Origin of the sequence: Alteromonas sp. MTD1 (assembly GCF_042848195.1) — a bacterium.
Lineage (GTDB): Bacteria > Pseudomonadota > Gammaproteobacteria > Enterobacterales > Alteromonadaceae > Alteromonas.
The window spans coordinates 281294-296977 of sequence record NZ_BTGG01000001.1 but is presented as its reverse complement, the minus strand read 5'-3'; the positions used below and the strand labels follow the sequence as shown (position 1 = coordinate 296977).

General features: G+C 44.9%; 11 protein-coding genes. 8 read left to right on the top strand and 3 right to left on the bottom strand.

Features of this window, described 5'->3' with window-relative positions; all coding sequences use genetic code 11:
- Positions 1 to 152 precede the first annotated feature (152 nt).
- The 3 genes from ACGHAV_RS01265 (at position 153) to ACGHAV_RS01255 (ending at position 7714) form a co-directional block, all read left to right on the top strand.
- A complete protein-coding gene (locus tag ACGHAV_RS01265; protein WP_390375357.1) occupies positions 153 to 3515 on the top strand; it encodes a family 16 glycosylhydrolase in 3363 nt (1120 codons plus the stop codon).
- Between the two features lie 11 nt (positions 3516 to 3526).
- Complete coding sequence (locus ACGHAV_RS01260) at positions 3527 to 6268, top strand: TonB-dependent receptor (protein ID WP_390375354.1); 2742 nt, start codon at positions 3527 to 3529, stop codon at positions 6266 to 6268.
- 180 nt (positions 6269 to 6448) lie between these two features.
- The gene (locus tag ACGHAV_RS01255; protein WP_390375352.1) at positions 6449 to 7714 is read left to right on the top strand and encodes a hypothetical protein; all 1266 of its coding nucleotides are present in this window, start codon (positions 6449 to 6451) and stop codon (positions 7712 to 7714) included.
- 147 nt (positions 7715 to 7861) lie between these two features.
- Here the strand turns inward: ACGHAV_RS01255 and ACGHAV_RS01250 are convergent, their stop codons facing one another.
- Positions 7862 to 8935: an AI-2E family transporter gene (locus tag ACGHAV_RS01250; RefSeq protein WP_390375349.1), complete on the bottom strand. Its 1074-nt coding sequence runs from the start codon at positions 8933 to 8935 to the stop codon at positions 7862 to 7864.
- A 304-nt stretch (positions 8936 to 9239) separates the two neighbouring features.
- Here ACGHAV_RS01250 and ACGHAV_RS01245 point away from each other — a divergent pair, with 304 nt between their 5' ends.
- Positions 9240 to 10703, top strand: a complete 1464-nt coding sequence (locus tag ACGHAV_RS01245) for a M48 family metalloprotease (protein WP_390375347.1) — start codon at positions 9240 to 9242, stop codon at positions 10701 to 10703.
- A 103-nt stretch (positions 10704 to 10806) separates the two neighbouring features.
- On the opposite strand, the gene ACGHAV_RS01240 is transcribed toward ACGHAV_RS01245, so the two are convergent.
- Positions 10807 to 11292: a TlpA family protein disulfide reductase gene (locus ACGHAV_RS01240; RefSeq protein ID WP_390375344.1), complete on the bottom strand. Its 486-nt coding sequence runs from the start codon at positions 11290 to 11292 to the stop codon at positions 10807 to 10809.
- 268 nt (positions 11293 to 11560) lie between these two features.
- On the opposite strand from ACGHAV_RS01240, the gene arsC reads away from it, so the two are divergent.
- The 4 genes from arsC to ACGHAV_RS01220 are packed head-to-tail and all read left to right on the top strand — an operon-like array spanning position 11561 to position 14910.
- Complete coding sequence (gene arsC / locus ACGHAV_RS01235; RefSeq protein ID WP_390375341.1) at positions 11561 to 11914, top strand: arsenate reductase (glutaredoxin); 354 nt, start codon at positions 11561 to 11563, stop codon at positions 11912 to 11914.
- Positions 11914 to 12540 (top strand): NAD(P)H:quinone oxidoreductase, encoded by a 627-nt coding sequence (gene wrbA / locus ACGHAV_RS01230; protein WP_390375339.1) that lies wholly within the window; start codon positions 11914 to 11916, stop codon positions 12538 to 12540. The genes arsC and wrbA overlap by 1 nt, the downstream gene beginning before the upstream one ends.
- Before the next feature lie 10 nt (positions 12541 to 12550).
- Positions 12551 to 12982 carry a DUF2069 domain-containing protein gene (locus ACGHAV_RS01225; protein WP_390375337.1) on the top strand — a complete coding sequence of 144 codons (432 nt, stop codon included), beginning with the start codon at positions 12551 to 12553 and terminating at the stop codon, positions 12980 to 12982.
- Positions 12983 to 12984: 2 nt separating this feature from the next.
- Positions 12985 to 14910, top strand: a complete 1926-nt coding sequence (locus tag ACGHAV_RS01220; RefSeq protein WP_390375334.1) for a hypothetical protein — start codon at positions 12985 to 12987, stop codon at positions 14908 to 14910.
- A gap of 34 nt (positions 14911 to 14944) precedes the next feature.
- Here ACGHAV_RS01220 and hda read toward each other — a convergent pair whose 3' ends face one another.
- Positions 14945 to 15682 (bottom strand): DnaA regulatory inactivator Hda, encoded by a 738-nt coding sequence (gene hda / locus ACGHAV_RS01215; RefSeq protein WP_390375331.1) that lies wholly within the window; start codon positions 15680 to 15682, stop codon positions 14945 to 14947.
- Positions 15683 to 15684 lie beyond the last annotated feature (2 nt).

Here is a 15684-nt window from a genome sequence, read left to right as displayed (position 1 = left end):
ACATTTAATTAACACTCAAGCGCTTTCTTTTTTACAGAATTTAGCTATACGTTAAGTCAGCGTATCCTAAAAACATCTTAATCATCAGTCTGTTTACTAGCTTCTGGATACTGCTGCAAACATCTACAATACTGTAAATATGAGAAAAGCGAATGAGCACACTTAAATCTCAGTTCAAAGCGGCTTGCATTGTAAGCGCTATCATTTCATTAACAGCTTGCCAAAACGATGACGAAGCCATTGGTGGCTCATTAGAAAATCCTCCCCCGCCAACATCTGCAAACTACGAGTTAGTATGGGCCGATGAGTTTGATGGCGATAGCATTGATGTTACTCGCTGGGAGATACAGGAGGGCGATGGGTCCTCGGAAGGCCTACCTCCGGGATGGGGAAACAATGAATTACAATATTATACGGCTGATAACCTTGCCGTAGAAAACGGCGCGTTGGTTATTGAAGCACGCGTTGGCGATTCACCAGATCCAAATTTTGACTTTACATCAGGAAGAATGCGAACCCAAGGTTTATTTGATTTCACCTATGGTCGAATAGAAGCAAGCATTCAAGTACCTGAAGGGCTGGGGCTATGGGCAGCTTTTTGGACGCTTGGTAGCGACCCGTCTCCGTTCGGAGAATGGGCTGCACGAGGCGAAATCGATGTGATGGAATCGTTCGGGCAGAGTACACCTTTTATTGCCGGTACGGCACACTTCGGTCAACGATTTCCACTAAATGTGAGCGCTAGCAAGACCGTTGACATCGACCCAACTGACGGCTTTCATCAATATGCCGTTGAATGGGACTCTCAACGAATAAGATGGTTCGTTGATGGTACACATTATTTTACCGTTAGCCGCGATACTTACTGGAACTACTACTATAAAAATATCACGGAAGGGTTTGTGAATGGCGCAGACGATGCCCCTTTTAACGAAAACCAACACCTTATTGTTAATTTAGCTGTCGGTGGAAATCCTGCTGGAACACCAAACCCGAACGATGCTGACGTTTTTCCTGGTCAAATGTTAGTCGACTATATTCGCGTCTATCAATGTCCACTGCCACCAACGACGGATGGACTTGGGTGTGAAAATAGTATCGATCAAGTCGACCCCTTCATCATCACTCAAGGAGGAGACGGTACACCTCCCCCTCAAGAAGTAGCAATAAACACATTTACCTTATACGACGATGCGCCGGGCATACTTTACCAAGGTACAAACAGCGAACGTCCGCTTGGTATTGGTGTGTTTGACAACGAAGGTGCGCTGACAGTAGCACAAGTAGAAGCGTCAGATACATCTCGTGGTACCGTTATTGAAATAACCACGACTGGTGGCGGGAACATTCAAATAAACGATCCAGAAGGTAATACTTTTTCATTATTTGGTATGGGACGGGCTGATGATGATGCCTTCTTTGGTGGTGAACTCTCTTTTGACGTCTATGTAGAAAGTGCGCAAACGCAGGCTACCGCACTACAAGTAGCCGTAGACAGTGGTTTTCCTGACGTTGGCTTTATCCAAGTGCCATTAGCCGATATAGCACAAGATGAATGGGTGTCCGTTTCGCTTCCTCTAAGCGATGTCATTCAAAGTAACATTGGTGCATTTGGTGGAGCGCCTCTGAATATCGAAGAAGTGGTTAACCTGATAGTGTTTGAGCCTGTGGGTGGCGCAGCCACCATGCGTTTCGATAATATTTCATTATCATGTGGATCACCACAATCTGAGCCTTGTGGCATCGTACAAATTACCACTGTTCCACAAAATGTATTCATTGACGAAGTAGATCCATTTTGGACATTTGGTATTGGTGCCGTAGACAGTGGTTCTAATTTTGAAACATACACAGACGGATCCAATCCGGATGGTGAGAACAAAATTGAATGGGAAATAGTGACCAGTGAGGACGCTGCACGTGATCAAGTAATCGATATTGTTTTCAACGGAGATGGAGAGTCAGGCGTCTGGTTTATCGCTACCGACCCACAAAACTTAGCGGGCTATAACAATGGTGCCGTTGTCTTTGATTTGTTCGTTTCAGATTTTGGTAGTGACACTAACACGATAACCATGCAAATTGACTGCGTGTTCCCCTGCACTAGCGGACCACAAGATTTGGGGCGTCCAGCTGACGGTGAGTGGCAAGAAATTGAAATACCTCTCGCACAGTTAATCAATTCAGGGCTCAATACTACGACGGTAAGCGCGGGGTTAGTTATGTCGGTTACCGACGTAAATGCCACAACAACGTTTACTATCGACAATGTCAGGTGGGAACCGTTCACTGACATAGTTGAAGAAGAAGTACTACCGCTTAATTTCTACGCTGATTTTGAAGGTGTTGACCCAAGTGCCAGTGCGCTCGGTAATAATTGGCTAAGTTTTGGTACCGTATTTACGGCAGATGGAAGCTTTGTGTATAACTACGGTGCGCCATTTGGTACGCCTCTTAATAGTAACAGTTTTGCTAACATAACCGTTGGACAAGGAAGTGCAGCACAAGGTGAGCAACAGCTTGTGCTATTCAACGACTATAACAACCCTGACCATGGTAACGGGCTGTTTATTGAGGCGGCAACATTCCAGCAAGTCACACTAACAACCGATGATGTAGGTACCTACACCTTCAGTTTCGATGCGCGTGTTCCAAACGAAAACGCCATAAGCGACCCTACTATCGCAACGGCGTATGTTCAGACACTTGACCCTAATAACGGCTTTTCAACTACAGCTCGCGTTGAGATTGATTTGTCGATGCTAAACAGCACTGATTGGCAAAACTACGCAATCGATTTCGAAGTTACCGAAGCGATGCAGGGTCAGTTGTTAGAATTTGGCTTCACAAATCGAACAACAAACTTTGCGCCTTCGGCAATTATTGTAGATAACGTTGGTTTCAGCCCTGCCCAAGTGGGTGTGTTTTATGAATCAGACTTTGAATCTGGAAACGCCGCAGGAACGGAAATTGGCGATGGCTGGTTAAGCTTTGCTGCCGTGTTTAATGCTGGCAATTTTGCTTATAGCTATGGACCCTTCCCTGCGCCAAACAATACAGGTGGCTTCACAAGCTACGCCACAGGGGAAGCAGGAGATGCGCAAGGTGCTCAGTATTTGAACGTTTTCAGCGACTACAATAATGGCGATCATGCAAATGGCCTTGTGATAGAAGCTGCGAGTTTTCAGGAAGTGGTATTTAGCGCGTCTGATGCAGGAAACTATGTATTTGCCTTCGATGCTAAGGCCCCCTCTGATGGCGGTATCGCGCCACCTACAACTGCATATGCTTATATTCGCGTACTTGACCCCAATAACGGTTTCGCCTCCAGCTTAGATGTGCGGGTTGATATGAGCTCGGTTAGCAATACGGAATGGGCGCGCTTTAGTGTAGAGGCGACACTGGATGAAAGCCTTGACGGCCAAATCCTTCAGTTTGGTTTTTCTAACTCAGCAACGAGTTATAACCCTAGCGGTGTCTTTTACGACAACGTGAATTTCTCCATTGTTGAGTAAGGAGCTTCTAAATGACACGTGTAAACAAAAATAACCATATACAAAATAAACAAAGATTCATGGCTTCTCGTTTAAACAATAAGCTAGGACGCTATGCATTGTTGTCGCTATTAGCTTTCGGTAACGTTTCAGCCTATGGCCAAGAGGCGAATGAAGAGACTGAAAAAGATGAGTCAGACGTAGAGCGCATAGTAGTCACCGTTGAACGTCGTTCTCAAGATATTCAAGATTTGGGCGGTACCGCTTTTGCGTTTTCAGGTGAAGAGCTTAAGTCGCAAGGTATTCAAGACATTACTGATATCGCTGAGTCAATTCCTGGACTGGAAATTGGGAACAATCAGGGAAATGTTGAGGTTTGGATCCGTGGTATCGGTAGCTCAAACAACACAGAATTAGGCGACCCAGCGGCAGCTACACACCTTGATGGCGTTTATATACCAAGGCCCTCTGGTATCGGCTCTGCGTTTTTCGATATTTCGCGGGTTGAAGTAAACGTAGGGCCGCAAGGTACGCTTCGCGGCCGTAATGCTACAGCGGGCTCTGTCAATATCATTCCGTGGCGTCCAGCCATTGGTCAGTGGAACGGTAGCGCGGAAATTGAGTTTGGTAATTACAACCATCGTACGGTTACCGGAGCGCTCAACATCCCTGTTAATGATGAACTGGCATTTCGCGTAGCGGGCATAAAGACAGACCATGATTCTTATTACAACGATGTAGGCCCTTTGGACCTTGAATTAGCGGAAGCGGCTGATAACTTGGGCCTTCGTTTTCAAGCGTTATATGAACCGAATAAGGATTTAAGTATTTACGTTTCTTATGACTTTGCTCGCGAACAAGGCACAGGTTATACAGGCACAAATTACGCACTGCCGCTGGGTTTAGGCATTGACCCTGATACTATCGATGACCCTCGCGATGTTGTTGGTCGTGGATTCAGCCCAATACAAGACACCATTCATGACGGGTTTAAAATTGAAATTACCTACGACCTTGGTGATGTAAAACTAGAGTACAACGGAAGTTATCGTGATTTAATTTATGATTATCAGGCCGCAACGCCTTTGTCACCTGATTTCCCGGGCGTATTTGATGCCCTTGCGCCATTAGATCAGGCTCTTGATGATTTCTCTCGCTTTCAGTTTTTGACAGACTCTGAGTCGGTGATACACGAATTGCGTTTGCTATCGGACGATGACGCAAGCCGATTAACCTATACCGCAGGCATCTTTCTTTTTGATGAGCGACAACAAACGTTTCTTGCATCAGCGGGAGATCGCGGAGGTTTCTTCCAAGGTGCAGAGTTTAATCAGCCAAATACAGACACCGACTCGTTTTCCATTTATGGCGATGCAACCTATGAGTTTAGTGCCGATACACGCTTAACAATGGGCTTACGTTTTACAAAAGACACTAAAACACGCCAAGGCGTGAACGCTAGATATGCATTTGCACTGGGTGGTTTTGACGTAAACACTGGTAACCCTTTTGGTTGTTGTATGGGCGCGCGCATCGGAACCGAAGGTTTCCAATTCGCAGGTTTCGGAAGGTCTATTTATGACCCTGACCAAGACGGCGATGGAAACGTGTCAGACGATGAGTTCTTGGCCTTCTATTTTGACGGTATTGCTCAGTTTGGTGACAGAGATACGCTTGACGATATCTTCGCCAACGGAATCACGCCTGGTGGTTCAGAAAATCGCCCCGAGTGCAGCGACAGCGACGTTACCGACAATCTAATTTGTAACCAAGATGGCACCCACTCTTTTGCTGTCCCCATTTCTCCTAATAATTCAATTACCGTTCAAGATGGTCGTATAGATAATGAGTTTGTTGATTGGCGTATCCGGTTAGAACACGACCTTAATAACGACCAACTAGTTTATGGTTTAATTGCAACAGGACACAAATCGGGTGGATTCAACGATACCTTCAGCGACCCAACTACAGGGCTCACACTAGCACCAACGTATGATGAAGAAAGCGTGACCTTATTTGAAATAGGTTCAAAAAACGAGTTCGATTTAGGCGAAGTACCAACTACGTTTAACGTCTCGGCTTTTTATAACGATTACCGGGATCAGGTTTTCACCAACCTGCTTTCGGTTGAACAAGCACTCGAGTTCAATTCAGGCGCACCCGTTGACCCATTGGACGCAACGCCTGGTGCATTGGTGGTATCATTTAGCTTCAACGCTGCTGACTCTGCTATTTACGGTATGCAGTTTGATGGTAAATTTGAACTGCCATACGATATCAACTTCAATTGGACAGCACTTTGGCTAGAAGCTGAAATTGAAAATAGCGACGAAATCCAAGATTCACGCTTTCAAGCCGACGTAGCGCCGGACGAAGCAGTATTCCAGTCGATTGATGGTAACCGCTTGCCGCGAACGCCGCGCTTTCAACTTAACGCGTCCTTAAGTCAAATTTTTGATGTGGGCAGCGGCACACTGGATTACGTTATTTCAACCGGTTGGCGAGATTCTCAATTTTTGACCATCTTTAACAGTATTGACTATCAGAACCCTGATAACCCTCGTAGAAGATTAGACGACTCGGTTGATCCTTACTGGACGGTTGATGCTGGTATGGGCTATACCCATGGAGACGGTGCATTACGTATAGAAGCATTTGCGAATAATCTATTCGATGAAGTCCGCACGGCGGCTACTATCATCACTCAATTTGATAATACTCGCTTCTTCACGCGCCCTAGAACTTTTGGGGTACGCTTACGTTACACCTACTAAAAATAAGTATCGCTACCGACATACGCATACGTTATTAGGCAAGTGTAAAATGACGAGTAAACACCGCAAAAGAATTCTGCTGCGGTGTTTTTTTAAGCTGCAAATTAAGGAGTTTTAGTGTTTGTTCTTATAATTTCGATTTTACGCAATGTAGCTTGGCTCCCAGCAGCAATATTACTAATGAGCTTTTTTGGTTTACACGTTTCGTATGCAACTGCGGCTCCTGTTCACGTTGAAATAAAAAAAGATGTGAGCGGCAATTACTCATTAGTGCGTGATGGCAAACCTTATGTAGTAAAAGGTGCAGGTGTAGATGGTGCAGATTTATCCGTTCTTGCTGCGCACGGTGCGAACTCTATTCGCACCTGGTCTATTGACGGTGGCGCAATACCGGCACAGGAGTTGCTCGACAAAGCACTTTCACTGGGGATGACCGTATCGTTAGGCATCGACTTTGCCAGAGAGCGACATGGTTTTGATTATAATGATGATAAAGCCATTGCAGCACAGTTAGAAAAAGTTAAAGCGGATGTACTTAAGTACAAAGACCACCCAGCACTGTTATCTTGGTTTATAGGCAACGAACTGAATTTCGATTTTACCAATCCGAAGGTTTACGATGCAGTGAACGACGCTGCAAAGCTTATCAAATCGATAGACCCCCACCACCCTACCACCACAACCATTGCAGGGTTTGACAAAAAAGCGCTAAAGGCAATTCAACAACGAGCACCAGATCTCGACTTCGTTAGCTTTCAACTGTATGCCGATGTTGTAAATTTACCCAAGTACATTAGAAAATTTGGTTACGAAGGGCCCTACATGATTACCGAGTGGGGTGCTGTTGGTCACTGGGAGGTATTTAAAACCAAATGGGGTGCACCTGTTGAAACAACGAGTTCAGAAAAAGCCAGTAATTACGCAAAAAGCTATGTAAAAGCCATTGAGCCTGAAGGTAAACAGCTTATCGGAAACTACGTGTTTCTATGGGGACAGAAGCAAGAGCGTACCGGTACATGGTACGGCATGTTTTTAGACTCTGGCGAGCGCACAGAAGCTATAGACGTTATGCATTATGTATGGCGAGGAAGTTGGCCGGCTAATCGTTCGCCCAGGGTTAGCCCTATTGCGCTTGATGAAAAGGTGGCTTTTGACAATGTCTATTTATTTTCAGGCGACAGCTATGAGGCAACAATTAACGCAGTAGATCCCGACAATGACGAACTGCAATTTCGCTGGGAAGTACGAAAAGAGTCCACTGCCACAGAAGTTGGAGGCGACCAAGAGGCGATTCCGCCTGTAGTCGAGGGATTAATTAAAAATGCGGGAAAGCAAACGATTACACTTACCGCGCCACAGGACGCTGGCGCTTACCGACTGTATGCCTATGTGTATGATGGAAAGGGAAACGCTGCGCATGCTAACTTCCCCTTTTTTGTGAAATAAACCTTTAGGTCTTTGTTAAATATCGCTATTAGCCTGCTATTAACGATTCAACAAATAGATTGTGCGTGTTCAGATGCAGATGAACCGGTTTTATAACGTTTCATCTGCAGCATGTATTTTAAGATTTGTTGATTACGCGCTCTTTTCTTACTCACTCTCTTCGGGCGCAGGTAACGGGTTAGAAGACCATGCGGTTATAACGGCCTTTACCAAGGTTGCAAGCGGAATTGCAAAGAACACGCCCCAAAAGCCCCACAGGCCGCCAAAAACCAATACTGCTATTATGATGTAAAGCGGATGCAAACTAACTGCTTCTGAAAACAATAATGGCACTAACAGGTTTCCGTCTAACGCCTGAATGATGCCGTAAGCTATCATTAGATACCAAAACTCTGGCGTTATTCCCCATTGGAACATGGCCACTACCGCCACAGGAATAGTGACCACAGCAGCACCAATGTAAGGAATAAGCACTGAAAACCCTACTAACACGCCAAGTAAAATGGCGTATCGTAAATCCATTAATACAAACGTTACGCAGCTTACGGCACCCACAATAACTATTTCGATGACCTTTCCACGTATGTAGTTAGCAATTTGGGCATTCATTTCATGCCCCACCTGCGTAATAAGGCGTCGTTCTTTCGGTAAAAGGCGCGATATGCTGTCTAAGAAAAACAGCTTGTCTTTGAGCATGAAGAACACCATAAGGGGAACCAAAATAACATACACTAGCAGCGCCGCCACGTTAGCAATATTGCTAAAAGAGGCAGATATAAGCGTCTCGCCTACTTCTACTAATTTGTCGTTAAGGCCTTCCATCATTTGGTGTATTTGGTATACCTGAACGTAGTCAGGGTATTTGTCTGGCAGCGTTAAAATCCACTCTTGTGCTTTCTGCCAAATAAGCGGCGTCTCTTGAATTAAATTAACGCTTTGCTTTGAAACAATGGGAACCAAGCCAATTAAGGTTAAAATAGTAACGGTAATAAAGCCTAGCAACACCACGCCGCAGGAAAGTGTGCGACTTACCCCGACGTTTACCAACCGCGTAACAGGCCAATCCAGTAGATAAGCGATAACTGCGGCAACTAATACCGGCATAATAAGCTCGCCCCACAGCAGTAGTACTGCAGTGGAAAGCAAAATAAGGATAAGCAGCATTGCTGCATCAGGATCGGAAAATTTGCGTCGGTACCAACGACCAAAAACGCTAATCATAAAAACGCCCAGAAATTACGAAGAATAGGACACGCATCATAGTTGATTGCCCTAGTGATTAGCAACATGCAGTGTGTAAGATTCTATTAAAATCAAACTGGTATGATGTTTTGAACGTAAGCTAAATACGAACGCTAAATACGATAAACTCGCTTGGTAGTACGACAATTCGATAGTGCCTCGCTGGTATAAGCGTTACATGTGGTGCATTATGCTGTAGTTCATTTGGAAGAAATTGAAACTGTTTAGTAACTTAATGCTCTAAGTAGTGAGAAAGTTAACAATATAAATAAATAGTAGGTACATGATAAAAACGCTTTCTGCATCTCTAGCCGCCTTTTCCTTTGCGCTCACTATGAGCTTGGCTGCCGTCGCACAAGATGCCAATTACAGCAATAAAAATGCATTACCCGAAATAGGTGTGGTAGCGTCTGATGCCATATCCCTTGATAAAGAAATGATTGTTGGTGATGCTGTCATGCGACAAATGCGCGGACAGAGCCCTGTTATTTCAGATCCTGTACTCGATGAATACCTACAAGATTTAGGTAACCGTTTGGTGCTGCATGCCGACAATGCAAAGTTCCCTTTCGAGTTTTTCTGGGTAAACAATGACGCCATTAACGCATTTGCGTTTTTCGGCGGTCACATCGGTGTACATACGGGCCTAATGCGCCGCGCCAATAATGAAAGTGAATTGGCTTCGGTGCTTGCTCACGAAGTATCACACGTTACCCAACGTCACATCGCAAGACGTATGCAGGCGCAACAACGTTCATCACCTCTAGCACTGGCATCGTTAATTGGCGGTATTTTAATTGCTATGGCAAACCCAGAAGCGGGTATCGCCGCTATGCAAGCGGGAAGCGCAGCTAATGCTCAAATGCAAATAGACTATACTCGCTCTAACGAGCAAGAGGCCGACCGTATTGGTATTGCCATGCTGGCACGCGCAGGTTTCGACCCTGCTGGTGCAGCGAGCTTCTTTTCCACAATGGCAGAAGAATACCGCATGGTATCAAGGCCTCCTGCAAGGCTGTTAACTCACCCTTTAACCGAGACCCGTATTGCCGATGCGCGAAGTCGAGCTGCTGATTACCCAAGAATGTTCCTTCCTGTCAATAAGCAGTTTGAACTTGCAAAGGCGCGCATTAAAGCACGCTATTCCTTTGAAGACGATTACGCCGTGGAATATTTCAAAGCATCCGTTGACCAAAGCGTACAGCGGAGTAAAGAAGCATCGATGTACGGTTTAGCGTTGGCGTATATGCGTGTAGATGAAATTGAAAAAGCAAAAGCAATAATGGACAAATTGTTGGCAAGCGACAAAAGCAACTTGTTTTATTTAGACGCCATGACCGACATTTATATTTCAATGGGCCAGCCACTTAATGCGGTGAAAATGCTGTCGCCTCATATCGCACACAATCCACGCAACCAAGTATTGGCACTTAATCACGCCAACGCGTTAATCAGTGCGCAAAAATATGACGATGCCATTTCGTTATTAAAAGACTTCTTGTTGGTTAAGAAAGACTATCAAATAGCGCATCAACTTATGAGTGAGGCATACCAAAAAGCACAGCGTTTCTCTCAGATGCATCAAAGTAAGGCTGAAGTTTATGCTCTTTACGGTGCTTACAACCGCGCTGTAGATGAACTTCAATATGCTTATAATTTTGCAGGTGACGACCACCTTCAAAAGCAGCGAATTCGAGCGCGAATAAAGCAGTTTAGAGATCAAGAAGAGCGACTAGAAAGGTTGTAGCGTCAGAACTGTAAATGAGAAGGTCGAAGTGAAAGAAAACCGACCTCGCTTCGCTAAAGCAGCAGATTGCTTTTGAAATTAACCAAACTCAAAAACGCCAGAATTAGCTGGCGTTTTTTAATTTAGCTAAACGTTCTTTTAGCATACCTGCAGAAACCTCACCTAAAACAGTATCTACCACCTTCCCTGATGGCCCAATAATAAACGTTGCGGGTAAATAAGGCGGCTTTTCCATCGGTAGCTGTGTATTAGGTTCAGATACAATCAATGGTAACTCGATGGAAAAACGCATTTTCATTTCCTGCATTTGTTCAAGGGTTTGTGCATCGTAATTAATCGCAAACAAATGGGTGTTAGCAGGCAATTGTTGGCTTAAGGCATTAAGTTCCGGCATCTCTCGTAAACACGGCGCACACCATGGCGCAAAGTAATTAACAATAACCCAACTATCGTCAAGGTCGGCCCAGCGGTATGTTGAATTGTCTAACGTTTTAAAATCGTACTGCGTACTTTTGTAGGCAAAAAAACCTGCAGCAGCTGAAACGACGAGAAGTAGAGCAACACTTATTCCCTTAACAAACGTGTTCATGATTTTTGGTCTCACTTTTTATATTGTTCTGACTATAGCTTTATTGTGCTTTGATTCTTTTTTATCGTTTTAACAACGATACTGCCAGATAGATACAAAGTTTCACAGCCGTTTTAACCTCAATTGTTTTAGGAACAATTAACATTGTATTTTTCTATCAGAAAATAAGCTAATAACACGGTATACTGTTTTTAAATCAAAGCCAAACCACCGTTTTTGCCTAAAAAATTGTGCGTAAAATAAAAGAATTACAAAACGAGAAAGCGATATGACAACCATCACAATTCTACACAACCCACGTTGCTCAAAAAGCCGTCAAACCTTAGCCTTACTTGAAGAGAACGGCGTTAAACCAGACGTTGTAGAGTACCTTAAAACGCCATTGGCCAAGCACGAGCTTCAGGATTTGTTTAAAAAACTTAACCTTGAAACGGTTCGTGACATGATGCGTATAAAAGAGGCGGAATATAAGGAAGCCAATTTAGGTGATAAAGACGTGACTAACGATATGCTGTTTGAGGCAATGGTAGAAACACCAAAGCTAATTGAACGCCCAGTTGTAATTAATGGAAACAAAGCCAAGATTGGCCGCCCACCAGAAGCCGTATTGGACATTATTTAGTGAAACCTGTTCTTATTGTTTATTACAGCCGCAACGGCAGTACCAAGCGACTGGCCGATGCCATAGCACAAGGCGTTACATCAGAAGATGTACCCGTCATTGTGCGCACTGTTCCTGCAATTTCATCAAACATAAATGAAGACACAAACGAAGAGTTCACTACACAAGCGCAGCCAAGCTCAAATGATGCACCTTTTGTAACACCTAAAGAGTTGGCAGATTGCTGCGCTTTGGCGCTAGGAAGCCCAACGCGTTTTGGAAACATGGCCGCGCCTGTAAAACATTTCTTAGACAGCACCAGCAATTTATGGCTTAAAGGCGCGTTAATAGACAAGCCTGCGTGTGTTTTTACGTCTTCGTCATCGATGCACGGCGGACAGGAATCGACGTTGCTTTCAATGATGCTACCGCTTATTCATCACGGCATGGTGTTTTGTGGTCTTCCCTACAGTGAACCTGAGTTACACAATACTACAACGGGTGGAAGCCCGTATGGCGTTACCCATGTAGCACACCAAAATATGACCACGCCTAACCAATTAAGCGATGACGAAAAAGCACTGTGTTTTGCCCAGGGCAAGCGCCTAGCAACACTTGCTAAAAAACTATCTTCAACCTCTTCCTAGGAGTTCTATTATGGCGTCTGATACGCGTTTTTTTCGTTATCTAGCACTTGCTAGCCACACTCTACTTATTGTTTGGGTCACATTGTGGCAATTCACATTTACTAAAGATCATACTTATTCGGTAACCTTCATTGCATTGTTTTACGTGTTACCACTATTGTTACCGTATTGGGGCGTACTGAAAGGTAAGCCTTATACCCATGCGTGGGCTAATTTTGTGGTGTTGTTTTACTTAATACATGGTTGTACAGTGGTATACGCTGTTCCAAATGAACGTTGGTACGCCGTTGTGGAAATACTACTGTGCACCGGCATGTTCGTTGGATGTAGCGCCTTCGCCCGTAAACGCGGACGTGAATTAGGCCTAGGCCTTAAAAAGCTCAAGGAAGAGATGAAAGAAGAGAAGGCTCTTTTTGAGGGTAAAAATAACTCTGAGGGATAATTATGAAGTACTGGCTATTACCTGTTTCTGTTTGTTTAGTGGCTGCTTGCGGCGGTTCTGGTTCTGATTCTGAAATACCGGCAACACCACCAGATCCCACCATTCCCGCAGGACTTACCATCTCAGGTAACACCAGTGCACAAGTCGGCGACGCCGTAGACTTCGCTGTCGCTGCCCCTCGTGGTCGAAGTATTACGTCTATTGATTGGCAAGTTACGGGGGTAAATCAACAGCCTTTAGGTGCGCATACGCAAGCCATAGGCTTTGATGTAACGGCCTCTGGTAATGCTACTATTGAAGTTCAAGCAACATTCGATAACGGCGAAACACTGTCAGACTCTCTCTCCCTTGCTATTTCAGAGAATTCTAGCCCTGTAGCTACCGTGCGCCTAGGGCACGAAGCCGTTGAAGGAGGCAGGGTTTCACTGCGTGTAGATACCGCTTATGCAGAAGGGCTTGAAATAAGTGACATTGATTGGCAACAAGTGGGTGGACCCAACGTAAGTAGTTTCGAATACAATGACGGTGACTATTCAAACAGCGTGTTCTTCCAAGCACCACTTGTAAGCGCAGACAGCATTATTACTATGCAAGCTACTGTTCGTTTTTCTAACGGAGAGTCTGCCGTTGATACCGCACAAGTCGTTGTAAAAGACACTGAAATAGACGAAGGCGGTTTTTTCGTCGATAACGACTCTGCTATACCGGAAACGGTAACCACACACATGCAGCCATATAATCCTAATAGCCCCTATGCTTCAGCATTGCGTAATTGTGTGTATAACAATGTGGTTAAAGACAGCTGTCAGTTTTCTACTTTGCCACTGATTGGCCAAGTAACTGAAAACCCTACCGTACAGGATGTCTTAGATAGAACATACGTTTCGCATCCTTGGATGGGTGACGCTTTCAAACATTTTTTGGAAACCTCAGCAACGCAAGACGATATGCTTAAGCTGCTAAGAGCAACTACTGCTGTGGTCATTTCTTATGACATACGCCCTTCATTCTATTGGGTTGCAACCGGCGCTATCTATCTTGATGCTGGTAGTTTGTGGCGCACACCTGAAGAGCGCGACACATTGAATACTCGCCCAGACTATCGAAGTGGTTTTGGCAACGACTTAAACTTCTCCACGTCATGGCGCTATGTTAAAAACGGCGAGTATTACTACCCTGTTATCACAACGGGTAATGCCAGCGAAAGGCTGTCTAGAACTGACAGTGAACTTGAGGCGTCGCTAGGCTATCTGCTTTATCATGAACTGGCCCATGCTAATGACTTTTTTGATCACACCGAATGGGGCGAGTTGGCGATGAATGAAAGCCCTTTATCGTCTTACAATGACTCAAATCCGCTAAGTACAGGTCTTGATAATGCAATGCCGCTTACATCGTCTGAATTGCACGCATTGGCCGATGTTAGATATAGTGGCGCGCAGTCTTCGGCGACACAGCGCAGTTATACCGCTTCACAAGTAGCCAACTGGTTTGAAGAAGACGGTGCAGTAACTTTCTATGCCTATTCAACCGAACGTGAAGACCTAGCCACCTTGTTCGAACGATTCATGATGCTTTACCGTTTAGGCGCAAGTGCCGATGTTGGGGTATTCTCAAGAGAAAATATCGATGACGAAAGCTTTGTTATTACATGGGGACAGCGTGACCGTATAAACGATAGCAACCTAACTATGCGCTTAGAGTACGTCGCCAGTAGAATTTTACCGAATTTGAATATACCGGCTATTCAAGCGCAGCTTCCAGAACCAGTCGAGTTACCGGCTGGTGTTAATTGGAGAGAATTGGCAAGCTTTAATGCCCAGAGCGGTTCTGATATTCAAATACCTCTACAGGCGCCTTCTTCTAATGCTATTGGCGTAATGACAATGGAAGATGAGCTTAGACAAGTTCAAGGTTTACGTCACTAATTTGTGGGGTTAGGCATCAGCTTAACCCACGGTCTCAGCTTAACCCGAGTTCTCGCTTAACCATTGCTACTGATAAACGTTTTTGTTCTTGTAACGAGCGCGTGTCTAACCTTGCTAGCAGTGACATAAGACTTTTTAAATCTCGCTCACTGTGATGAAACAGAAACTGCAAAGCTTGGTTTGACAACGTTAGGCCCCGTTCCTGGGCTCGCAGACTCACCGCCTCCTCTCTGCCTGCATCATCTAATTGGTTAACATGATAAATCACCCCCCACGCAAGCCTAGAACGCAAGTCGGGAAGCACAAAAGCAGGGTTAGATGGCCCCAAATGACTGGTGCACAGCACCAATGCACGTTGCGTTTCAATAACGCGATTAAGCAGGTCGAACAATGCCTCTTCCCATTGCGGTTCGCCCGCAATAGCGTGCACGTTATCCAATGCAATGACTGATAGCTCTTCAAGCCCTTCGAAAATATCTAACGACCAGGCTTTGTAATCGTTTAAGTTAAGATATAGGTGGCTAACGCCCTTTTGTGCTAATTGGTGACAGGTAGCAAACAACAAATGGCTTTTACCCGTGGCAGTGCTACCTAGTAGTGTTACCAATGGCAGTTTTAATGAAGCAAGCTGCCCAAGCGTTTTTGTATCACGCCAGTTAGGCAACGCCTGAACTACCAAATTAAGCACGGCTACCACCTCTTCGTTGCCTGTGGCAACAAAGCTGTCAAAGTTCTCATCAACGGGTAGCGTAACCGGCAAAGGTAGCTGCATTA